The sequence below is a fragment of the Shewanella sp. LC6 genome (genome assembly GCF_006385735.2).
In the GTDB taxonomy this organism is placed as follows: Bacteria; Pseudomonadota; Gammaproteobacteria; order Enterobacterales; family Shewanellaceae; genus Shewanella; species Shewanella xiamenensis.
Window position 1 is genome coordinate 2,712,536 of the sequence record NZ_CP043902.1, and the last position, 21,553, is coordinate 2,734,088.

Consider the following 21,553-nt stretch of genomic DNA (forward strand, 5'->3'; position numbering starts at 1 on the left):
TATGCTTACAGTATGTACAACTATTGCTGTACGACTGTTGCGCTTGATACTGAGGATTCACTTTCATTCAGTCAACGTTCATTTTTTTTAACTTTAAAAATCAAAATGTTTAATTTATTTAGTTACTTTGTTTTTTATTTGTTTCAAAAAGATCGTGTGCACTTTCTTTTAGATTTATTCAGCATAAAACACCAATAAAACTGATTTCATATAGACACAACAACTGTTAACAATGCAACATTTAAAAAACATCTAAACACTTCAAAAGTGTGATACATGTCACACTTTATCAAAGGTAAACAGTCTTGCGCACAGAATAATGTATCGATTAATTATGAGAAAATATGCATATTAGCAATCTTTACAATACTAAGAATTGGGAAAACATAAGTAGTTTTGGTGAGTTAATGGATACAAAATGAATAAGGTGTGGTTTTTATGCAAACCCAGGGAATTTTAAACACAAATGCAACAATTAATTGTCAATTTATAAATTGAGAACTAATTTGCTATTGGGACAATCGTTAAGGGACAAAAATGCATTAAGATAACGAAAATACGAAGAAGATAGATGATATACAATCAAACAACACTCAATAACGCATCACTTAAATTACTTGCAGAGATTACGTAAAAAGCTAATAAAAACAATAAGGATTAAATTAAATCCAGGTTTCATCTATTTCTATTCAAAAAATATAAAAGCGACCTAAGTCGCTTTTATATTAAGCAATAGATAACACTATTTAGCGATCACTCTGGTTTTATCATTCCAAAGTGTAAATACGCTCTGGCCGTTGCGATCCTGCCACGGGGAGTGCGTTGGATAAAACCTTGTTGAATAAGGAAAGGTTCGAGCACATCTTCAATGGTTTCGCGCTCCTCACCAATTGCTGCCGCAAGGTTATCAAGGCCCACTGGGCCGCCCATAAACTTATCGATAATCGCGAGCAACAATTTGCGGTCCATATAATCGAAGCCTTCGCCATCGACATCGAGTAAATTGAGCGCCAGCTCAGCAACATGTTGAGTCACAGCACCATCGTGTTGCACTTCGGCATAATCACGCACCCGCCGGAGTAATCGATTGGCAATCCTTGGTGTACCGCGCGAACGTTTGGCAATTTCAGTTGCGCCCTCACTATCAATGGCTAATCCCATCACTTGGGCAGAACGGGTCACAATGGTGCTTAAATCTTTGACATTATAAAACTCAAGTCGCAGCGGGATGCCAAAACGCGCCCTTAGCGGAGAGGTTAAGGCCCCCGCCCGCGTGGTCGCGCCGACTAAAGTAAAAGGTGGTAAATCGAGCTTAATGGAACGCGCTGCAGGTCCTTCACCAATCATGATATCCAGTTGATAGTCTTCCATCGCCGGATACAAGATCTCCTCAACCACTGGACTTAATCGATGGATTTCATCGATGAAAAGTACATCACCCGCTTCGAGGTTAGTCAGCAGCGCCGCTAAATCCCCTGCTTTTTCCAACACGGGACCCGAGGTCGATTTAATATTGACGCCCATTTCATTGGCGACAATCATCGCCAAGGTGGTTTTACCTAAACCTGGCGGACCGTAGATCAACATATGATCTAAGGCTTCTTCGCGATTCTTGGCCGCTTGAATGAATACCTTTAATTGAGCGCGCGTATCATCCTGCCCAGTGTATTCATCGAGCAATTTAGGGCGCATTGCCCTATCGATAACATCATCTTGACCTTGCAGCTGTGGCTGTATCAGTCTATCTGCTTCAATCATTTACCTATTCCTGTTACCGCATTGCATTCTTGACATACGGTACTTGCTATTTTGCTGCAGTTGCAGCCTGCTTGGCTGCAAAAATCATGCACCGCAATAAACTGCCTCAATCAAAACCATGCATTAGAGCATCGATTTTAACGCGGCCTTAATTAAGGTCTCACTGTCCATGCCTTCTTTAAAGGCTGCTGAAACCGCTTTGCTCGCCTGTGGCGGTTTATAGCCGAGGGAGATCAACGCTGAAATGGCATCCTCTTCAGCACTGTTGACCATAGGTGCAGGTGAGTAATTAGACTGCAGCACAAACTCACGCTCGGAGCCCACTGACGCCTCCATCAGGCTCTTAAGTTTATCGCGCATTTCTACCAATAACCGCTCGGCGGTCTTTTTACCAACACCAGGTAATTTTACCAGCGTCACTATATCATCGCGCTCGACACAGCCCACAAACTCGCTGGCGGTCATGCCAGAAAGAATGGTTAACGCCAGTTTAGGGCCCACGCCGTTGGCTTTGATAAGCAAACGAAACAGTGAGCGCTCTTGTTTAGTGATAAAGCCGTAAAGCAGCTGGGCATCTTCACGCACCACAAAATGGGTATACACTGTGGTCGGTTGATTGACCTCGGGGAGTTCATAGAAGCTGGTGAGGGGCATCTGTAACTCGTAACCCACGCCATTGACATCAATCAACACCTCTGGCGCTTGCTTTTCAATTAACACTCCACGTAAACGACCTATCATCTGTACCGTCCATATGTTCTTGTTGTTGCTCGGCCGCTTAAGGCAACCAAACTTTGATTGGTGTGATAATGACATACTGCAACGCCGAGTGCATCCGCGGCGTCTGCCTGTGGTGCGGCTGGAAGCTTTAGCAATTGCTGGATCATGTGTTGTACTTGCTCTTTTTTCGCACGTCCCGTCCCTACCACCGCATTTTTTATCTGTGTTGCGCTGTATTCTGCAACAGGTAAATTGGCTACGGTTGCTGCGACAATTGCTGCGCCACGGGCTTGACCCAATTTTAAGGCTGAGTCGGCATTTTTAGCCAAAAATACCCGTTCAATGGCAAACTCATCGGGTTGATATTGGCGAATAATTTCACTTATACCATCAAAGATCTGCTTTAATCTTAACGGCAGATCATCACCCGAGGTACGAATGCAGCCACTGCCTAAATAAAGTTGCTGCCGCCCTTGGCATTGGATAACGCCGTAACCTGTGATCCGCGAACCTGGGTCTACACCTAAAATAATTGCCATTGTTTCCTTATGCGTGCGCCTTACGTAAATCGGTCGATTTGCGTCTTAACAGCGCCTCAACCAAATCATGACTGATTAAAGAACCATTAAAGAACCACTCAAAACCTGCTCGCGTTCATTCAACCAAAGGAGACACGTTGTCTTACTCAGCATCTAGCTTGCAAACACTTGTACCTCCCCAAGTTGGCTTAACCCAAACTTTCCATAATCTCATCAGAAATTTCGGCATTATGATACACCTCTTGCACATCATCGTGCTCTTCGAGGGTATCGATAAGGCGCATAAACTTCTCGGCAGTCTCGGCATCTAACTCGGCTTTGGTCGAGGCTATCATCGCGATTTCGGCGTTATCACTGACAAACCCTGCGGCATCGAGGGCATCTTTCACCCCGTAAAACTCGGTCGGTTCGGTAAATACGTCAATCGCACCATCATCGTAACTCACCACATCTTCGGCGCCCGCTTCGAGCGCCGCATCCATCAAGGCATCTTCATCGGTGCCAGGCGCATAGGACAATACTCCGCGTTTAGTGAACAAATAGGCAACCGAACCATCGGTTCCTAAGTTACCGCCCGATTTGCTAAAGGCATTACGTACGCCGCTGACGGTACGGTTACGGTTATCGGTCATGGTTTCCACCATCACCGCGGTGCCGCCTGGGCCGTAACCTTCGTAAATAATGGTTTCGAGCTGCTGACCTTCAAGCTCGCCAGCACCGCGCTTAATCGCGCGCTCAATGGTATCGCGGGTCATGTTGCCGCCGAGCGCCTTATCGATGGCGATTCGCAGACGCGGATTTGAATCGGGATCTGAGCCGCCTTCGCGGGCTGAAACCGTTAACTCACGGATAAATTTGGTAAAGAGTTTACCGCGCTTGGCATCTTGCGCTGCTTTGCGGTGCTTAATATTGGCCCACTTACTATGACCAGCCATGGGAGTTCTCCTCTACATGTAGCCATTGCACATCTTATCAATAGCCTAAGGTAACCTTGACGGTGCCTCGAATAAGGCGCCTTTACTCAATGTTCCTTTACACAGTGAATGACGGCAAGTTCAGTGACGTCGATAACGCAGATATTGATAAGAAATGAAATGACGGGATAAAAATAGACCGAGGCTTGCGCCTCGGTACTCGATAATCGCTAAAGATTAGTCTTCAGTCTTCGCGGCTTTCACCACGGAAATACCTAGTTCAGCTAATTGTTGTGGATTAGCAAAACCTGGCGCATTGGTTAACGGGCACGCCGCTGTGGTGGTTTTCGGGAATGCCATCACATCACGGATTGAGCTTGCGCCCGTCATCAGCATGATGATGCGGTCTAAACCAAAGGCTAAACCTGCATGTGGTGGCGTACCGTAACGTAACGCTTCGAGTAAGAAGCCGAATTTCTCTTTCGCTTCTTCATCGGTAATGCCAAGAATGCGGAATACCGCAGACTGCATCTCTTGGTTGTGGATACGTACCGAACCACCACCTAATTCACAGCCGTTTAATACCATGTCGTAGGCATCTGACACACGGTTAGCAGGATTGGCTTCTAGCTCTTGAGGTGTCACGCCGCGCGGAGCGGTAAATGGATGGTGAACCGCGTGGAAGCTGCCGTTGATCTTCTCAAACATTGGGAAGTCAACCACCCACAATGGACGCCATTGACCTTCAAGCAGATTAAAGTCTTCACCGGCTTTAAGACGCAGTGCGCCCATAGATTCGGCAACCACAGTCGCTTGATCAGCACCAAACAGAATAATATCGCCCGTTTGTGCGCCAGTGCGGCTGATGATTTCGTTAACAATGTTCTCATTCAAGAACTTAAGCACAGGCGATTGAATGCCTTCTAGGCCTTGAGTAAGGTCGTTTAGCTTCATCCACGCTAAGCCCTTGGCGCCGTAGATGCCAACAAACTTAGTGTAATCGTCGATTTGCTTACGAGACAGGCTTGCACCGCCAGGAATACGCAGCGCCGCAACACGGCCTTCTTCATCATTGGCTGGACCTGAGAATACCGCAAACTCTACTTCTTTGAGCAAGTCAGCCACGTCCACCAGCTCTAATGGGTTACGTAAATCGGGCTTGTCTGAACCAAAACGACGCATGGCTTCGTTGTAGGTCATGCGCGGGAATTCGCCTAAATCGACATTCAGCATCTCAAGGAACAGACCACGCATCATCTCTTCGGTTTTCGCCATCACTTGCTCTGAGCTCATGAAAGACGTTTCGATATCGATTTGAGTAAATTCTGGCTGACGATCAGCACGTAAATCTTCGTCACGGAAGCATTTTACGATTTGATAGTAACGGTCAAAGCCTGACATCATCAGCAGCTGTTTAAATAGCTGTGGTGATTGTGGCAGTGCGAAAAATTGACCTTTATATGTACGGCTCGGCACTAAATAGTCACGGGCACCTTCTGGGGTTGCCTTGGTCAGGATCGGCGTTTCAATATCTAAGAAACCGTTTGAGTCGAGGAAACGACGCACAGCACTGGTCACTTTCGCGCGGAACATTAACCGCTGTGCCATTTCTGGGCGACGTAAATCTAAATAACGATATTTTAAACGCTGTTCTTCACTGTTGTTTTGATAGTTATCTAAGCTCAGCGGCAGTGGCTCAGAACTGTTGATAATAGTTAGTGCTTTACCCAACACTTCAATTTCGCCAGTTTTCATTTGTGCGTTAACTTGGCTATCAGGACGTGCACGAACCACGCCTTTTACCTGCACACAAAACTCAGCGCGCAGTGTGCTAGCCACATTGAACACTTCAGGTAAATCTGGATCGTAAACCACTTGGACCAGACCTTCTCTGTCTCTTAAATCTAAAAAGACTACGCCACCCAAATCACGGCTACGATTAACCCAACCTACCAAGGTAACTTCTTGTCCAACGTGAGACTTATTGACGTCTCCACAATAATGACTGCGCATCTAACTCTATCCTTTATCCGGAAACCGGTGCTTTGGAAATAATCAAAACGAGATAAAAGCGGCATTATAGTCAAATAATGCCGATTACCAAAGTACTTCACTTTTAGGCGGTGAAGTATCAAACAGTTTTACGCCCTTGACTAGAGGCGAACGCACTATCTATGCATAAACGTACAAAAAAACATCAAGCCACGCGGTAGCAACGCCCACCCGCCGTTTTGGCTTGATACATTAATTGATCCGCTTTTTTTAATAATTCAATCGCCGTATCACCATCGCGGGGATAAATCACCACACCGATACTCACAGCAATTTCTACCTTTACGCCTTCAAAAGTGAAGGGCGATGAAAGCGAGTGCAGAATATTATCAGCAACTTGGGTCGCGGCATCGAGATCTTGCACACGATTTAGCAGGATAACAAACTCATCGCCGCCAAATCGAGCCACAGTATCAGAATGGCGAACGGCTTGCGTCAGTAATCCCGCCACCCGTAGAAGCAAGGCATCACCTATTGGATGCCCATGCTGATCATTGATTTGTTTGAATCCATCTAAATCAATAAACAGCAGCGCAAAATGGCTCTGATCGCGACGATGGGCTAATAGTGCCTGCGATAATCGATCATCGAGTAAGCCTCGATTAGGTAACTGGGTTAATGCATCATGGCTCGCAACGTATTGCAAACGTTTTTCTGCGGCAATACGACGAGTTATCTCACGATTTAGACGACGATTAACCACTAATACCGCGATCATCACCACCGATAAACTCAACGCTCCAAACAATAAATAGCGGATCCAACGCAAGTATTGCCCATCGTCAGTGGCAATCGCGAAATTCACCCAATGGGAATAGATTTGTTGCTGCTTTTGCTGATCGATCTGCGCTAATACTCGGTTGATTAATGGTGCCAATGGGGTAAATTGCGGGTTTATGCCAAAATGACTATGTTGGTCGGCTAAATCGCTTAAGAGTGAGATTTTAAGTAAAGGATACTGGCCCGTTTTTAACTCAGAGGCTAGCGTCACCACCTTATCAATAAACACATCGGCATTACCTTCATTTACCGCTAAAAGCCCTGAGTGCGTATCGGGTACCAACACGAGCTTCAGCGAAGGTTGTAGCATCATTAGTTGAGCGACAAGATGATAGCCTTCAACCACGGCCACTCTCTGACCTGCCAATTGTGCCAAATTAAAAACAGAGACTTGTTCAAGCTGCGATACTAGCCCCCATGGCGATGGCCAATAGGCATCACTAAAAACCACATGCTGTTGCCGCTCAGCGGTTTTAGCAATACTGCCCGCCAGTGCAATCTCTCCTGTGCGCAATGCGCGAATAAGCGACTGCCAATCATCAAACGCAACGGGTTGGATCTTAAGATGCAATTGCTGGGCGAACATATTTACGATATCACTATTAATGCCCGCGAATTGCCCTTGTTCATCGCTAAATTCCATGGGCGGCCACTGCTTAAGATAACCCAGTTTGAGTTCACCCAATTGTGAAAGATAGTTTTGTTCGCTGCTTGAGAGTTGGATACTGCGTAAGCCTGCCTGATTAAAAATACGGTCTTTAGGGTTAAGCATCCATTTTTGTTCAACATCAGCAAATTCCTGCATGCTAATGCTGTGAAATCCATTGCTGATCCGTTGAGTCAGTCCAGGATCATCGCTTCGAGTTAATACATAGATATCGGTAGGAAATTCCAGCTCAGGGTATTGATTAAAATCGGCCCATGCTTTGTTTTGCAGAAGATAATGGGTAGTCCATGCTCCCGCAGCAACAAACCCAACAATCTCCCCCGCTCTTGCACCAGCGACCATCGCATCCATACTGTCATAGTAACGCAATGACACATCCGGCAGTGCTTTGCGTAACTGGACTAAATATGGCGCCGTTGGCACAACACCAATACGTTTACCTTTTAAGCGATGTAAATCAGTTAATTGCTGTTGATACAAAAACAGTCGACTCTTTACCGTATACAAGTGCCACGCGCGAGTTAACCCCGTTTTCATGTCATCACTCTCGGGATAACCAATATGAGCATCGGCTAACCCTTGACGTACATCGTTAACACTGCCGTTCATATCGCCTGAGATAAAATCGACATCAATCCCCGTTTTAGCCGACCATAGTCGCCAAAGATCTACATAAAAACCATGGGGTAAACCATCAACACCTAAATCAACAAAAGGTTCAACTCCCAGTTGCATCGCGACTATCAGTCCCGCTTTTTGGCCGTGGTAACCCAACCAGCGACGCTCAGTTTGTTGGATAAATTTAGGGTCAAGAGCATTAAAGCCCGCCTTAATTTTATTCAGTAAGGCGGTATTGTGCTTCATCACCGCAGGCACAAATTGCATCGCTTTGATGGGGATACGTATATTGAGAGGAAAATTTGCTGCGATCGTTTGGTTAGAGGAAGGGTCGCGAAGATAACCGTCGAGCCCAGCAAACACCACTGTGTCACCCGCCGCCACACCTGCAAGTAGCTTTTCACGGCTTTCATAATATTTAAATACTAACGCAGGTTCGATACGGCGTAATTCCGCTTCATGGGAAGAACCGGACACAATTCCAATCTGGTAAGGCACCAATTCTTTAATGTTTTTTTTGCCCTGCAAGGATTTATGTAAATACAAATAGGTGCGAACATCAGCAATCGGATCGGCAAAATCAAATAGTTGTTCACGCTCCGGGGTTTTACCCATGCCAATATGCACTTGGGCGTTTCCCTGTTGTAACTGTGCGAGGGATTCATTCCAGTGTCGCGCAACAAAAACAAGTGAGGTATCGGTGCGTTTACCCCACTCCTTCCAAAGATCGACTAATAACCCCGTGGCTTCGCCCTCGTTATCCACAAATTGATAGGGAAAGCTGTCTTCCCCCATCACCACGATAAGCGAATCAGTCGGTCCTTGACTGGCATTAACTGTGTTGTTCGAAAAAACACAACACAGGATCACAATAAGCTGGAACACTAACTTCAACTGGGGTCCCTAGTACCTGATGTACAATGTAAATACTTTGTTATTTATCGCATATTAGACAGAAATTTCTGGCAAATTACTAGCCCGAGACTTGCTGCTAGTCAACGGGATTCGTTAAAATGCGGGGTTGAACTTTCGAGACATTCCCAAATGAACGCTTCCCAAGATACTATCTACGCTCAAGCGAGCGAGCACATTAGCGATTTCCAGTTTGATAGCCGTGTTGCGGGTGTCTTTAGTGACATGATCCGCCGCTCAGTGCCTGGTTACACCCAAATTATCAATACTATCGGCGATTTTGCGGATCGTTTTGTTAAACCTAATACCCAGATTTACGACTTAGGATGCTCTTTAGGTGCTGCAACATTGAGCATTCGCCGCCAGATCCAAGGCCGTGACTGCCGAATTGTTGCCGTAGACAATAGTGAGTCTATGGTGACGCGCTGCCAAGAAAACCTCAATGCCTATGTCAGTGATACTGAGGTTGAGCTGATCTGCGGTGATATTCGCGATATTCACATCGAAAACGCCTCCTTAGTGGTGCTCAACTTTACGCTACAATTTTTACCTCCCGAGGACAGAGAGTCACTTATTGCCAAGATTTATCAAGGCTTAAATCCAGGAGGGATCTTAGTACTCTCGGAAAAAATCCGCTTTGATGATGCGCCAATTCAAAGTGTACTTGAAGAACTGCATCTCGACTTTAAACGAGCCAATGGCTATAGCGAGCTCGAAATCAGTCAAAAACGTAGTGCGCTGGAAAATGTCATGAAACCAGATACCTTAAGTACGCATCAACAGCGCTTAACTCGCCAAGGGTTTAGTCACTTTAGTACATGGTTCCAATGTTTTAACTTTGCTTCTATGGTGGCCATCAAGTGATTAATTTTAGCTCCTTTTATCAACAAATCGCCGACTCAAATTTACAACATTGGCTTGAAACCTTGCCAGCAATCCTCGGTAAATGGCAAAGAGAACACAAACACGGCAACCTCCCGAAATGGGAAAAAGTGCTTAATAAACTGCACTATCCAAGCCCAGATAAAGTCGATTTTGTTGATAGTGTCACGATAGGCACGGGTGAGCAGCTCACGCCAGGCGAAAAGGAAAAACTCGAGAATTTACTGCGGCTCTTTATGCCTTGGCGTAAAGGTCCATTCCATATTCACGGCATTCATATCGACACCGAATGGCGCAGCGATTGGAAATGGGATCGGGTTAAACCGCATATTTCGCCCCTGCAAAACCGTACAGTACTCGATGTAGGTTGCGGTAGCGGCTATCACATGTGGCGTATGTTAGGGGCCGGCGCTAAGCGTGTCGTGGGTATCGACCCTTCCCCGCTGTTTTTATGCCAATTTGAAGCGGTTAAACGCTTGAGTGGTGAGAATCACCCTGTGCACCTGTTGCCACTTGGTATTGAAGAACTTCCGCCATTGGATGCCTTCGATACAGTATTCTCCATGGGCGTCTTGTATCACAGACGCTCACCCATTGATCACTTGTTGCAATTACGCGATCAGTTACGTATGGGGGGAGAATTAGTATTAGAGACGTTAGTGATTGATGGTGATGAAAACGCCGTACTCGTCCCGCAAGATAGGTATGGCAAAATGAATAACGTTTGGTTTATTCCATCCGTTGCGGCACTGATGCTCTGGCTTAAAAAATGTGATTTCACCGACATACGTTGTGTCGATACCGATATTACCGCCCTTGCCGAGCAGCGCCGAACCGATTGGATGCCAAATGAATCACTGGTTGAATATCTTGATCCTAACGATATCACTAAAACTATCGAGGGTTACCCTGCGCCAAAACGCGCAACGATTATTGCTGTGAAAAATCAACCGAATCAAGATTTGAACTAGAGCATGATACACTTAGGCATGTTAAAGCCATGTCATCCCATACCATGAGGGTCACAGCCCCGTTGCCTATGCCAAAAACATTGTTTACGGCTAGCCTGTTTGGCTGGTGTTTATTATCCTCTATTGGTGCAGCCTCTGCTGCACCAAGCCCTGTACCTCTGCTGGTGGAACAGTGTTTACGTCATCCTAATATTGACTTGACTAGCGCCTTTAGCCGCTATGCCAATACACATAATTTGCCCACTTTAATGCTCTCAGATAAAGCCTTGGTATTAGAGCAACACACCATAGGGCTTAATAACATTAATGATAGACTCAACTACTATCGAGGTTTATCTCTCTCGGGCGAAGAACGCCAAGGACTACTGCAATGTCAGTTGCGCCTTGCCGATATCCTAAACGACCTGCTGAGCCAAGCTGCATTCAACCAACTTGTCGATGAGCTCACTGATGCGGCTGATAAACATAGCAATGATGAGCATCTCACCCAAGATCAACTCTTATTCGGTGAACAATTAGTCGCATTACTACGTCAGCATCAATCCCCCCTTGATAAGGCCAAACTGCACACAGCACAAGCCACTATTCGACAAGGATTAGGCAGTCAACAATTTCATTTAGCGGTTCAAGCAACCCAATGCCAACTGCCAACTGAGGTTACTACTGCCAACACAGAAAATGTCGCCGTTGATGCAGCCGACAACGCCACAGAAACATCAAATACAACGTTTTCCGGCACGATTGTCGGTTATCTCTTAAAACAACCCGATCGCCACTGTCGGCAAATTCTGTGGCAGGCCTATCAAGGTCGTGCCCGCGAGCATAACCAACTCGCATTGCATCGTATTGCAGAATTGCGTCAACAAATGGCAAATGACGCAAACTTTATCGATTTTGCCAGTTACAGCTTGGCTGAACAGCAACTCAATTCTCCTGCGTTAGTAAAACAGTTTCTCGACAGCCAAACTGAATCAATTGGAGTCGCACCTTGGGATGTCGGCCGTAAATTATCGCAGCTAAGTAGTGCCAAACAGATTTCCTTACACACTGGCGAAGTGCTCGATAATGCTTTTGCTATTCTCGGTGAGTATGGATTGAGTTTTGAAGTGATAGATGGGCATATTGCATCAACCGCGGCTCAACGGCAGCAACAAATCATCCGGGTTTACCACCAACATCGTTTGCTTGGTGAAGTGTATCTTGACGTAAATAGTCGGCATGCCAGTGCCAGTCAACATACCCTCAGACAAAGTGTAATTGGCCAACAGTTTGGTCAACAGGCACTCGAGCTTAATCCCACACTCAACAGTGACAAAGATATTGAACGTTTTTGCAATGCGTTAGCCCAAGCTGTTGTAGCACTTGCACGGGGAAGCCATTTTTATCTAAACAATACCTTAGGCCCGAGTCTCGATTCAAATCAGTTACCAAGCCTTTGGCTAGCCAATGTATTACACGAAACACTCTTTCCAAAATATGATATTCAACATATAGCGCCAAGGGAGATACTCGCCAAGGCCTATACCAAACAACTTAATGTGTTTCGCGCTAAAGTGGCGCTTAATTTTTATCAGTCTTTAAAACAGAAAAGCTATCCCGATCTACAAGCAGAGTTCAGTAAGAGTTTTGGCGCAAATTGGGAACAACCAATTGACTATGCATATAGTTTCAATGCAATCGCTAATGAAGGCCCACGCTATTATCAATCCCTGTGGCAAACGCAATTAGCTAAATTTGTCTATTTATCCACACAAGACTGCCAAGATAAACTTGGGCTTTTTAATCTGTTGGTAGTCAATGAGGCTGCACTCACCTTAAGTGAGCAACTACACGCTACTATTGGCGATCCCGTTGATGCGGCATCGCTTATCCAGAGGATTATCGTTGTCTTAGGATCGCACGCTAACGCAAGCAATTGTGCTTTTTAGCGGCTTAACACAATGGGAACGGTGATTTGCACACACCAGCAAACAATATCCACGCGTAATCTTACCGTCAGTAATAATCATACCGCTGCACATCGCCGCGATTATCGTCTCCCAATTAAATCACCGATACTATTGAATAAACGATCATGACTCGCCACTATAGGGCTAAACCTATCGTTTTTTTAGAAAACTGTCGTTAGACATTAGGATCTCCATGACTCGCGCTAAATCCACCCTTGAGCAATGGCGTATTTTACAGGCCGTCGTCGATTATGGCGGCTATGCGCAGGCGGCAGAAAAACTCAACAAGAGCCAATCGTCTCTCAACCATGCTGTCGCCAAGTTGCAACATCAATTGGGAATTGAGCTACTCGAAGTTCGAGGCCGCAAAGCTTACCTAACACCACAGGGCGAAGTGTTACTGCGACGTTCACGCCATGTCACTCAATCTGTGAATGAATTAGAACAACTTGCTAGCAACCTAGAGCAAGGTTGGGAGCCAACGCTGACCATTGCCCGTGAAATTGTCTATCCGATGGAAAGCCTTGTATGTGCGCTAAGTGACTTTCTGCCCCATAGCCGTGGTACTCGCATTATTATGCTTGATTCAGTGATCACTGGGACGCAGGAGCTGATCTTGCAGAATAAAGTCGATATCGCCATTTGTGCAGGCATCCCACCCAAAGGCTATTTATCCGAGCCTCTATGTGAACAAGAGCTGCATCTGGTTTGCCACCCGAGCCATCCCTTAGCCGACATTGGCACTTTAGATGACGACAAACTGTTGGCACAGCATCTGCAATTAGTGATCAAAGACACGGGCGTGCAATCTAACATTGATATCGGCTGGCTCAAAGCCGAGCAGCGCTGGACAGTATCTAACTTCCATGAGGCGAAAGTTATTTTAAACCAGGGAATTGGTTTTTGTTGGATCCCATCCTTCCTTATCCAAGAAGAATTAGCCGCGAGTAAACTGGTGCGTTTACACCTGCAAGGCAGCCAGAAACGACGGATAATGCTTAGCCTTGTGATACCCAACCGCGATCACCAAGGCCCCGCCTCGAAACTGCTGGCCTCTTATATCCTAAAGCACCATGGTGTGAGCACTACCGATTGATAACGCTAAGGTTGTTTCCTCTAGCACGGCAAAATGAGTGCTTGGCAAATCGAGAATCACTGTTATTTGATTTATAGCTACAAACTTGCAAACAGAGCACGATTAAGCGATAGGCCTTAATGGGCAAACGCTACTCGGTTAATATTTGCGAGAATATCGAGAATTAGAGGCTAGGGCGTGTTGACGTTTTAGGGGTATTTTTGCAGCAATTTGGCGGGCTTTTATGCAAGGCAAAGTCCGTGCTGTGTAGTTATTCTACATAAACGGACGATAACGCGGCAGAAAAGCCAGCCAAATGCTGCCCGAAGGGTTCGCCTAGCAAGCACTTGCTCTTACTTTCTGTCATAAGAGCCGCTCGTCATTTGAGTAGAATAACTACACATCATTCCTCGTTTCGCGAGCACGTGCTTGCCAGAACGAACAAAATCTAATCTCGAAACGTCAACACGCCCTAGACATTCACATCTAAGAAACGCGGACGATGCAGTGCTAAAGTTTGAGGGTTGAACAGGCCGCGAGTGTCTTGGCGGTTTGATGAGTCAAGTGTTAATCCATTGGAAATAAGACTATTCTCCCCATAAACAGTCGAGCTAGACGCCAATGCAGAATCGTCTATTGGTTCTGCTATCTCCCCACGATGTGCATCAACACTCGACTCATTGTGCACTAGTGTTGAGTTTTGATTACTGGCTAGCGCTGCTACGGCTACCGCATCATAGAAACGAACCGCATTGCTGTCCCTTTGGTTAAGATTCAATGCACCCTTGTTGAATAAGCGAGCGGATGATTCGAGTCGCTGTGAGGAAATCTGCGGATTTTCAGCTTGGTTTGATTGCACAGAACCAACGGCCAAGGTTGCTGTTGGAGGTTCAATTGTATCGCTATTTTCAACCTCTATGGCATTTACGGCATCAGAGGTATCACTCGATGCAACCTGCGCCGCAATAGCTTGCTTAATCTTATCAATCACTTCGGTAACAGGAGCCGATGGCTCGTCTTGGGGGACCGTGATATTACCATCGGCATCAACCTTACCCGTGACTTGAATTTGACGTTCTTTGAGCGGTGGCAAGTTTTCAAGTTGCGCCTCGGCACCTACTAAGGTTTCCGTTGTGGACTGGTCAACAATCTGCTGTTGACGTTCTTCAGCAAGTTTAGCCTTGGCCTCATTCATTTTCTGCAGTGCTTGCGCCGCCACGCGAATATCGGCAGAAGATGGGTCAACTGGCGCCATCGCGGCCGCATAGACTTGCTTCATTTTATTGATGGTCGCCAGAGGATCGCCTGGTACTGTCGACACATCGATTTGTACTTCACCGTCGGTGGCATAGCGTTGGCCATCAGCACCTTTTTCATACTTGAAACTGGGGCTTTGGGCATATTGACCACCCACGCTGGCATGAGCGTGCTCGTGAGCTTTGACTTCTGTGTCCCTTGCTTTTAATTCATCAATTTGGGCTTTTTGTTGCTCTATCGCCTTTTCTTGTGTCTGTTTGACTTGCTCTTTCGCTAAGTCTTGCTGGCGAGTTTGTTCGACCTGTGTCTGCTGAGCTTGTTGGCTATTATCGGCTTTAGCAAAGGCTTCGGCTAATGCTTGTTGTTTTTGCTCCTGCTCTTGTATAGCCTTTTCCCTTGCTTGCTTAGCTTGCTCATCACGAACTTGTTCAGCTTGATTTTGCTGAATGTGAGAAAGTTCGCCTGCTACCGATTCACTCCCAACTGGTTCCTTGGTCGCGGCAGGTTGGCCAAAGATATGACTAAACTGCTCACTCAAACTGTTTGCCTGAGGCGAGGTTCTATCACCAACGTTAGCCACCACCGAATCGCGGGTCCCCGAAGAAAACTCAGTAGCAAAAGGACTCATTGCTGTACTAGTGGCCTTTTGTTGTCCCAAAGGTGCAACACTCGTTGTGATGGGATCTGAAGTCGGGAATATATTGGCGAAATCCGAATTTGACGAAGTAATACTACCGATATCGCTTTCAGTTGAGTAAGCGGTTGTGCTTGGCGCCAAAGAAACCAGAGGATTAACGGCACCATTCAATGCTGAAAGCCCCATATCAGGAGCACTCAACACTGACACGGCTGTCTGAGAGGCAGCAATTTGCCCACCTCTCATTCCACCTATGGAACGAGGTCCTGTGAGTAAACTAAAACTTTTATTAGTTGAAAACTGTGAAGTCGAATCTATCAGTTTTGGAGCAGAGGGGTTTGAATGTAATTGAGCAGAAGCGTTTACGCCTAAATCTACAATAGCTTTCTGTATCGCACTCGCATCAACATTATTCGCGCTAGAAGAAAGGCTCGCATAACTCGATTTAGTGCCTGCCAATAACTCAGGCCGAGTCCCAGTGAAAGGCAAAGTTTGGTTGGAAGCAGCAGTAAAGCTACTTAAAGACGGTTCAAGTGCCCCACTCACTTCGGATTTTGGTGCATGAAGGCTAGCCGTTGAAGCGCTATGGTTAGCAACCGTCTGACTATTGTCACCTTGATAAACCAGTCCACTTTGAGGTTTTGCTCCTTTTAGCGGCTCAATCGGCTTATCAGCACTCAAAAACGAATTGGATGGCGCGCCAACCTGAGATGACAGCGCCATGACCGACATAGTTACACCTTGATGTTAATAATCGAACCTATAGTTTCAGATTCTCTCTCTAGTACCTCAGTCGATGCTTCGCCTTGTCGCAATGATGAATTGGCAGCAACTAATGCTGAAGTTTTATCGGTTTCATCTACCGCCTTAGCGGTTTCTGTGGGTGCAGCGCTTTGCGAAGGACTCGGTTTAGCCACATCAATCGTAGCCTGTGTTAAGCCTGATTGAGCCGTTTGCAAGCCTTGCAGACCGGAAGCATAAGCAGATTGGATTTGCATAAAGGGATTCCTGCATCTGGTGAACACTAGGTTAATTATTGACCAAACCTACCTTGATGTACAGATTTATCCCTCTTATGGACAGCTTTTTTGCTCATTTTCAGCTCCTTTTTTAACAGGCTATCCAAGCCGATTCCCAATCCTTAAAGACGGGGTTAAATCCCTTGAGTCGCATTTGACTGATGACCTGCTCAACAGTTCGCTCATCGCTGATCTCAAACTGATCGAGCTGACTATCAGGTGCTTGGTAACCTCCGGGCTGAGTTGAACTGCCCGCACTCATTTGCGTTATCCCAAGAGGCAGTAAATTGTCCCGAAGCGATGGTGCCTCGCGGGTCGATAAACTGATATCAAGTTGTTGATTAAAAAGTCTAAAGGCACAGATCATTTGCACCAGTCCAAGATCGGTTAAATGCACTTTTGGTGTTATGCCACCAGTACAAGGCCGCAAACGTGGTAGAGAAATACTAAAACGAGTACGCCAGTAATGTCGTTCTAAATAGTCCAAATGGTGGCCCATCAGTAAGGCATCGAGCCGCCAGTCATCTAATCCTAGTAACACACCGAGGCCTATCTTATCGATACCCGCACGGGCAACGCGATCGGGCGTGGCAAGCCGATAGGCAAAGTCCTGTTTTTTGCCCCGGGTGTGATGTTTAGCATAAGTTGCGGCTTGGTAGGTTTCTTGATACACCATCACAGCATCCAGCCCTTGCTCAACAAGCTGGCGATAATCAATCTCCTCAAGCGGCTGCACCTCCATAGCCACATAACTAAACTGCTGTTTTACCAACGGTAAAACCCGCTGAAAGTAATCCATTCCAACCTTAGTTTCATGCTCTCCCGACACTAGCAAGATAGAATCAAAGCCGCGGGATTTTATAATCGCCATTTCGGCAGCAAGTTCCTGCTCATTGAGCACTTTACGCTTGAGCTTATTGCTCATGCTAAAACCACAGTAATCACATTCGTTAGCGCAAAGATTGGACAAGTACAGTGGTAAGTACAATCCGATATTGGCCCCAAAGCGTTGCCGAGTGAGCGCTGCCGAGCGCTGTGCCATCTCTTCGATATAGGGCTCGGCCGCAGGAGACAGCAAGGCGAGTAAACTCCGTAGGTTACCCTCGGGTTGCATCAGGGCACGCTCAACCTCCACCGCCGTGCAGGAATATAACGCCAGCAATAACTTATCCCGTTCAATACGGGTAAATTGATCGACAAAACTCATTGCTGCAAAAATCCCGTTAATGGGCTGGTATGCACAGCCTGGGTTTGCACCCGGCCAAGCCCAGCTTCAAAGGCGCGTCGCCCGCAATCTACCGCATCCTTAAAGCACAACGCCATTTCAATGGGAGATGCGCTGCTGGCAATGGCGGTATTAACCAGCACGGCATCGGCACCTAACTCCATCGCGTGCGCTGCATGGGATGGCGCGCCAATTCCCGCATCAATCACCACCGGCACCCTTGCTTGCTCGATAATCATCTTGATGAAAGGCTCCGTCACCAGCCCCTGATTGGTGCCAATTGGGCTTGCCAGAGGCATCACAGCGGCGCAGCCAACATCCTCTAAACGCCGGCACAGCACGGGATCGGCATGCACGTAGGGCATCACAATAAAGCCACGTTCACAGAGGATTTTGGCTGCGGCTAACGTCTCGACTGCATCGGGCATCAGGTATTTGGGATCGGGATGAATTTCAAGTTTAACCCATTGTGTTCCCAGCATTTCCTGCGCTAATTCCGCGGCGAATATCGCTTCCTTAGCATTACGCGCGCCCGAGGTATTAGGCAAGAGTCGCACGCCCGCTTGCCGAAGTGGCGAGAGCAAATCATCAGCCCCTGTTTTTAAATCAATTCTTTTCATCGCAACGGTCACCAACTGCGACTGAGACGCCTTAATTGACTCCAGCATCAGCTGACTTGAGCTGAATTTTCCCGTGCCCGTAAATAATCGTGACTCAAATTCCACACCTGCAATCGTTAACATCTTAACCTCCCGCGACCACGGCAAATACATCAATCTTATCCTCATGGTGGCAGAGGATAGATGACCATCTATGCCTTGGCACTACGGCCTCATTTAGCACTAATGCGACTGATTGTTGATTAATATTTTGTGCTTCTAACAAGGCTTGTAAACTGAGCGGTTGTTGAAGTGTTTGGGGCACATTATTGAGATGAATTAAAATCATAACAAACCTCGATTAGGGACAGATTTGAATGAAGCAGCTGTGGTTGATTGCATTAATGCACTCGGCTTTAATCCGCACACCTTGCACTCGGGATCACGGGTTAATGCGGCCGAATGCCATTGGAGTAACTTAGCATCGAAACGCCAAAATCGGCCAAGTAGCGCTCTCGTGGAGGTGACTGGGTGACTTGTCTCTTCGAAAGACTGATTACCCGTTTGTTTTGTTGTAGAAGTTGGCGGCGTGGCTAAGAGCAACAATTGCATCGCTAGCAGCGCCTGCATCGATGCCATCACGCCGACACTGGGGCCGAGCACTCCTTGACTGCTACAGTTTTGTGGCGCGCGAGTATTCGAGGGGAAGATACAGTGATAACAGCCTCCCATAGGGAAACGCTGTTGATCAACGGCAAACAGTTGGCCGTTAAAGGCTGCAATCGAGGCGCTCACCAAAGGCAAGGCATGCTCGATACACAGCCGATTGATACAATGGCGCGCAGTAAGATTATCCGTGCAATCAAGTACTAACCGAGTTTCTTCGCTATGGGTTAACAGGTGAGCTAATACATCGCTCGCAGACTCTAGAGTCAATTGCTCGGCAAAGGCATCAATCTCACAACCTTGCGCCAACACGGCTAATTTCTGTTTAGCAATGAGGGCTTTGTGATGGTCAATATCGTCGTCATTAAAGAGTAATTGCCTTGGCAGATTGGACAATTCCACCCTATCACCGTCGACAAGCGTTAAGCGCCCAACACCGGCGCAGGCTAAATACTGCGCAGCCAATTGCCCAAGGCCGCCGAGGCCTACGATAAGGACATGAGCCTGTTTAAGCTGCAACTGGCCAGTCTCGCCGACCTCAGGTAAAAATATTTGCCGCGAATAACGAATAAAGTCTTTATCGGCAAGGGATTGCGCCTGCTCTTGTGTCATGCTCATAAGCTTGACTCCCAAGCTCGCGTCAATTCGGCAAAGGCAATTATTGGATCGCTTGATTCGGTAATCGCCCGCACCACGGCAATATTGTTCACCCCAGAGGCTTTGACTTGGGCAAGATTCGAAGGCCCGATGCCGCCAATTGCCACTAAGGGATAATGCGCTTTTAACAGTTCAACATAATGCGCTAACTTGAATAACCCTTGTGGCACCGATGGCATTTGCTTGGTCGTCGTCGGGAAAATATGCCCAAGGGCGATGTAAGATGGCGCATGTTGATGGGCACGCAGCAACTCGAAATAACCGTGGCTAGAGATGCCAAGCGCCAATCCCGCGCCATGAATGGCGTTTAGATCCGTCACCGCTAGATCTTCTTGTCCAAGATGTACCCCAAATGCGCCATGCTTTATCGCTAACTGCCAATGATCATTGATAAAAAGCTGCGCATCATAGTGTTTACCTAAGGCAATCGCGGTTTGGATTTGTGCCTCAAGTTCGTCCGACGCCAGCACATTAGACTTTAGCGCATTAGACTTTATCCTGAGCTGTACCGTCTTCACGCCCCCCGCCAATAATTGTTCGAGTAACAGTAAGTTATCGACAACGGGATAAATCCCTAAGTCAGGATCAAGGCGCTTAAACGCGCCGCATTGCAAATCACTGGATTCATTCAAGCTATTTTTAGTGTAAGAAGTGACGTAAGGATACGCCATTAAGCTGTGCGGCCATGCGGTACGCGCGAGTGGTCCGGGGCCTTGGCCAATCCCGACTGCATAAGTTAAGCCTTGATTGACATAGGCTTTTGCTACCACAACCGCATCCTGCAATACAAAGCCAAAGGCTAGCACCGAGGCGATGGCTGAAGACAGAGTACAACCACTGCCGTGGTTATGGCGCGTGTTTATCCGCGCACTACTGAGCCAAAAACCACCATTCTCGTCAAGCGGTGAGCAGCCAGTAACCTGATGACAAATCAACAAATCCTCCGCCAAACGCTGATTCTCTGTAGCGATGCGATGACTTGTGATATCGCTTTTTTGATCGCTTAAGACATCACTGGTGTTAATGCCAGCACTTGCCTGAGCCGCAAAATCAATATCGCCGCCCTTGGCTAATACGCTGCACGCTAATTGCGCAGAGAGTTGCATTGCCGCACCGGCGAATTCTGCTTTTGTATGAATGGCTGACGCTCGTTTGTCTGTGGCGACAGTAAGCCTTGCCAACTCCTGCACATTCGGCGTTATCAGGCTAATCAACCCCTTAAAGGGTGCAAAATCCAGAGGTTTACTTGCAGTGCTCTTATCGCCGAGCTCATCCCCACAGCTGGCAACCATTACAGGGTCGAGAATAACGGGGACGAGTGGAAATTGGGTTTTAAAACCAGCCAACCAATCGGCAACTAAGTGCACTTGCTGCTGATTTGCGAGTAAGCCAATTTTAATCGCCTGAGGCGGTAAATCAGCTAACAGGGTCGAAAGCTGTGTGAGTAACATTGCCTCACTCACAGGCTCAACTAACGCTACCACCACCGAACTTTGGGCCGTTAACGTGGTGATCACGCTGCATCCATGGCCGCCCAAATCCTTGATGGTGGCCAAGTCGGCTTGGATCCCCGCGCCGCCACCGCTGTCTGAACCCGCAATGGTCCAGACGATAGGTTTAGGCGCCACCTGGCTAATATCTTTAGCAAAGGTCATT

At 47.0% G+C, this 21,553-nt stretch carries 17 protein-coding genes; 4 read left to right on the forward strand and 13 right to left on the reverse strand.

Annotated elements, in window-relative coordinates; genetic code table 11:
* Positions 1 to 753 precede the first annotated feature (753 nt).
* The 6 genes from ruvB to FJD32_RS12330 all read right to left on the reverse strand — a co-directional run bounded on the left by ruvB (position 754) and on the right by FJD32_RS12330 (position 8,942).
* A complete protein-coding gene (gene ruvB, locus FJD32_RS12305; RefSeq protein WP_037418848.1) occupies positions 754 to 1,758 on the reverse strand; it encodes a Holliday junction branch migration DNA helicase RuvB in 1,005 nt (334 codons plus the stop codon).
* A 123-nt stretch (positions 1,759 to 1,881) separates the two neighbouring features.
* Positions 1,882 to 2,499 carry a Holliday junction branch migration protein RuvA gene (ruvA, locus tag FJD32_RS12310; protein ID WP_140906647.1) on the reverse strand — a complete coding sequence of 206 codons (618 nt, stop codon included), beginning with the start codon at positions 2,497 to 2,499 and terminating at the stop codon, positions 1,882 to 1,884.
* Positions 2,496 to 3,017 (reverse strand): crossover junction endodeoxyribonuclease RuvC, encoded by a 522-nt coding sequence (gene ruvC, locus FJD32_RS12315; protein ID WP_037418845.1) that lies wholly within the window; start codon positions 3,015 to 3,017, stop codon positions 2,496 to 2,498. The genes ruvA and ruvC overlap by 4 nt, the downstream gene beginning before the upstream one ends.
* Positions 3,018 to 3,205: 188 nt before the next feature.
* On the reverse strand, positions 3,206 to 3,952 hold the full coding sequence (locus tag FJD32_RS12320; RefSeq protein ID WP_011622670.1) for a YebC/PmpR family DNA-binding transcriptional regulator: 747 nt from the start codon (positions 3,950 to 3,952) through the stop codon (positions 3,206 to 3,208).
* Positions 3,953 to 4,168: 216 nt separating this feature from the next.
* Positions 4,169 to 5,944 (reverse strand): aspartate--tRNA ligase, encoded by a 1,776-nt coding sequence (gene aspS / locus FJD32_RS12325; protein ID WP_037430590.1) that lies wholly within the window; start codon positions 5,942 to 5,944, stop codon positions 4,169 to 4,171.
* Between the two features lie 184 nt (positions 5,945 to 6,128).
* A complete protein-coding gene (locus tag FJD32_RS12330; RefSeq protein ID WP_140906648.1) occupies positions 6,129 to 8,942 on the reverse strand; it encodes a transporter substrate-binding domain-containing protein in 2,814 nt (937 codons plus the stop codon).
* A gap of 150 nt (positions 8,943 to 9,092) precedes the next feature.
* Here FJD32_RS12330 and cmoA point away from each other — a divergent pair, with 150 nt between their 5' ends.
* From cmoA to FJD32_RS12350, 4 genes are all read left to right on the forward strand, one after another.
* Entirely contained in the window at positions 9,093 to 9,824 is a 732-nt protein-coding gene (cmoA, locus tag FJD32_RS12335; RefSeq protein WP_037418836.1) for a carboxy-S-adenosyl-L-methionine synthase CmoA, read from the forward strand.
* Positions 9,821 to 10,813: a tRNA 5-methoxyuridine(34)/uridine 5-oxyacetic acid(34) synthase CmoB gene (gene cmoB / locus FJD32_RS12340; protein ID WP_037418833.1), complete on the forward strand. Its 993-nt coding sequence runs from the start codon at positions 9,821 to 9,823 to the stop codon at positions 10,811 to 10,813. The genes cmoA and cmoB overlap by 4 nt, the downstream gene beginning before the upstream one ends.
* A 29-nt stretch (positions 10,814 to 10,842) precedes the next feature.
* Positions 10,843 to 12,741 carry a M3 family metallopeptidase gene (locus FJD32_RS12345; RefSeq protein ID WP_240199952.1) on the forward strand — a complete coding sequence of 633 codons (1,899 nt, stop codon included), beginning with the start codon at positions 10,843 to 10,845 and terminating at the stop codon, positions 12,739 to 12,741.
* 214 nt (positions 12,742 to 12,955) lie between these two features.
* Entirely contained in the window at positions 12,956 to 13,858 is a 903-nt protein-coding gene (locus tag FJD32_RS12350) for a LysR family transcriptional regulator (RefSeq protein WP_037418830.1), read from the forward strand.
* 451 nt (positions 13,859 to 14,309) lie between these two features.
* Here the strand turns inward: FJD32_RS12350 and FJD32_RS12355 are convergent, their stop codons facing one another.
* The 7 genes from FJD32_RS12355 to thiE all read right to left on the reverse strand — a co-directional run bounded on the left by FJD32_RS12355 (position 14,310) and on the right by thiE (position 21,552).
* Positions 14,310 to 16,463: a putative metalloprotease CJM1_0395 family protein gene (locus FJD32_RS12355; protein WP_140906649.1), complete on the reverse strand. Its 2,154-nt coding sequence runs from the start codon at positions 16,461 to 16,463 to the stop codon at positions 14,310 to 14,312.
* 2 nt (positions 16,464 to 16,465) lie between these two features.
* Complete coding sequence (locus FJD32_RS12360; protein WP_037418823.1) at positions 16,466 to 16,729, reverse strand: hypothetical protein; 264 nt, start codon at positions 16,727 to 16,729, stop codon at positions 16,466 to 16,468.
* Positions 16,730 to 16,841: 112 nt separating this feature from the next.
* On the reverse strand, positions 16,842 to 17,957 hold the full coding sequence (thiH, locus tag FJD32_RS12365; protein WP_140906650.1) for a 2-iminoacetate synthase ThiH: 1,116 nt from the start codon (positions 17,955 to 17,957) through the stop codon (positions 16,842 to 16,844).
* Positions 17,954 to 18,718, reverse strand: coding sequence for a thiazole synthase (locus FJD32_RS12370; protein ID WP_140906651.1), 765 nt, complete (start codon positions 18,716 to 18,718; stop codon positions 17,954 to 17,956). Before FJD32_RS12370 ends, thiH begins: the two co-directional genes overlap by 4 nt.
* A gap of 1 nt (position 18,719) precedes the next feature.
* On the reverse strand, positions 18,720 to 18,923 hold the full coding sequence (gene thiS, locus FJD32_RS12375; RefSeq protein ID WP_037418815.1) for a sulfur carrier protein ThiS: 204 nt from the start codon (positions 18,921 to 18,923) through the stop codon (positions 18,720 to 18,722).
* Positions 18,920 to 19,858, reverse strand: a complete 939-nt coding sequence (locus FJD32_RS12380) for a HesA/MoeB/ThiF family protein (protein ID WP_055648299.1) — start codon at positions 19,856 to 19,858, stop codon at positions 18,920 to 18,922. Before FJD32_RS12380 ends, thiS begins: the two co-directional genes overlap by 4 nt.
* Positions 19,855 to 21,552 carry a thiamine phosphate synthase gene (gene thiE, locus FJD32_RS12385; protein ID WP_140906652.1) on the reverse strand — a complete coding sequence of 566 codons (1,698 nt, stop codon included), beginning with the start codon at positions 21,550 to 21,552 and terminating at the stop codon, positions 19,855 to 19,857. Before thiE ends, FJD32_RS12380 begins: the two co-directional genes overlap by 4 nt.
* Position 21,553: the final 1 nt, after the last annotated feature.

What these genes read in the sequence shown, in the direction of transcription:
- ruvB (WP_037418848.1), bottom strand. Translation starts at nt 1,758, where the DNA reads ATGATTGAAGCAGATAGACTGATACAGCCACAGCTGCAAGGTCAAGAT.
- ruvA (WP_140906647.1), bottom strand. Translation starts at nt 2,499, where the DNA reads ATGATAGGTCGTTTACGTGGAGTGTTAATTGAAAAGCAAGCGCCAGAG.
- ruvC (WP_037418845.1), bottom strand. Translation starts at nt 3,017, where the DNA reads ATGGCAATTATTTTAGGTGTAGACCCAGGTTCGCGGATCACAGGTTAC.
- FJD32_RS12320 (WP_011622670.1), bottom strand. Translation starts at nt 3,952, where the DNA reads ATGGCTGGTCATAGTAAGTGGGCCAATATTAAGCACCGCAAAGCAGCG.
- aspS (WP_037430590.1), bottom strand. Translation starts at nt 5,944, where the DNA reads ATGCGCAGTCATTATTGTGGAGACGTCAATAAGTCTCACGTTGGACAA.
- cmoA (WP_037418836.1), top strand. Translation starts at nt 9,093, where the DNA reads ATGAACGCTTCCCAAGATACTATCTACGCTCAAGCGAGCGAGCACATT.
- FJD32_RS12345 (WP_240199952.1), top strand. Translation starts at nt 10,843, where the DNA reads ATGTCATCCCATACCATGAGGGTCACAGCCCCGTTGCCTATGCCAAAA.
- FJD32_RS12350 (WP_037418830.1), top strand. Translation starts at nt 12,956, where the DNA reads ATGACTCGCGCTAAATCCACCCTTGAGCAATGGCGTATTTTACAGGCC.
- FJD32_RS12355 (WP_140906649.1), bottom strand. Translation starts at nt 16,463, where the DNA reads ATGTCGGTCATGGCGCTGTCATCTCAGGTTGGCGCGCCATCCAATTCG.
- FJD32_RS12360 (WP_037418823.1), bottom strand. Translation starts at nt 16,729, where the DNA reads ATGCAAATCCAATCTGCTTATGCTTCCGGTCTGCAAGGCTTGCAAACG.
- thiH (WP_140906650.1), bottom strand. Translation starts at nt 17,957, where the DNA reads ATGAGTTTTGTCGATCAATTTACCCGTATTGAACGGGATAAGTTATTG.
- FJD32_RS12370 (WP_140906651.1), bottom strand. Translation starts at nt 18,718, where the DNA reads ATGTTAACGATTGCAGGTGTGGAATTTGAGTCACGATTATTTACGGGC.
- thiS (WP_037418815.1), bottom strand. Translation starts at nt 18,923, where the DNA reads ATGATTTTAATTCATCTCAATAATGTGCCCCAAACACTTCAACAACCG.
- FJD32_RS12380 (WP_055648299.1), bottom strand. Translation starts at nt 19,858, where the DNA reads ATGAGCATGACACAAGAGCAGGCGCAATCCCTTGCCGATAAAGACTTT.
- thiE (WP_140906652.1), bottom strand. Translation starts at nt 21,552, where the DNA reads ATGACCTTTGCTAAAGATATTAGCCAGGTGGCGCCTAAACCTATCGTC.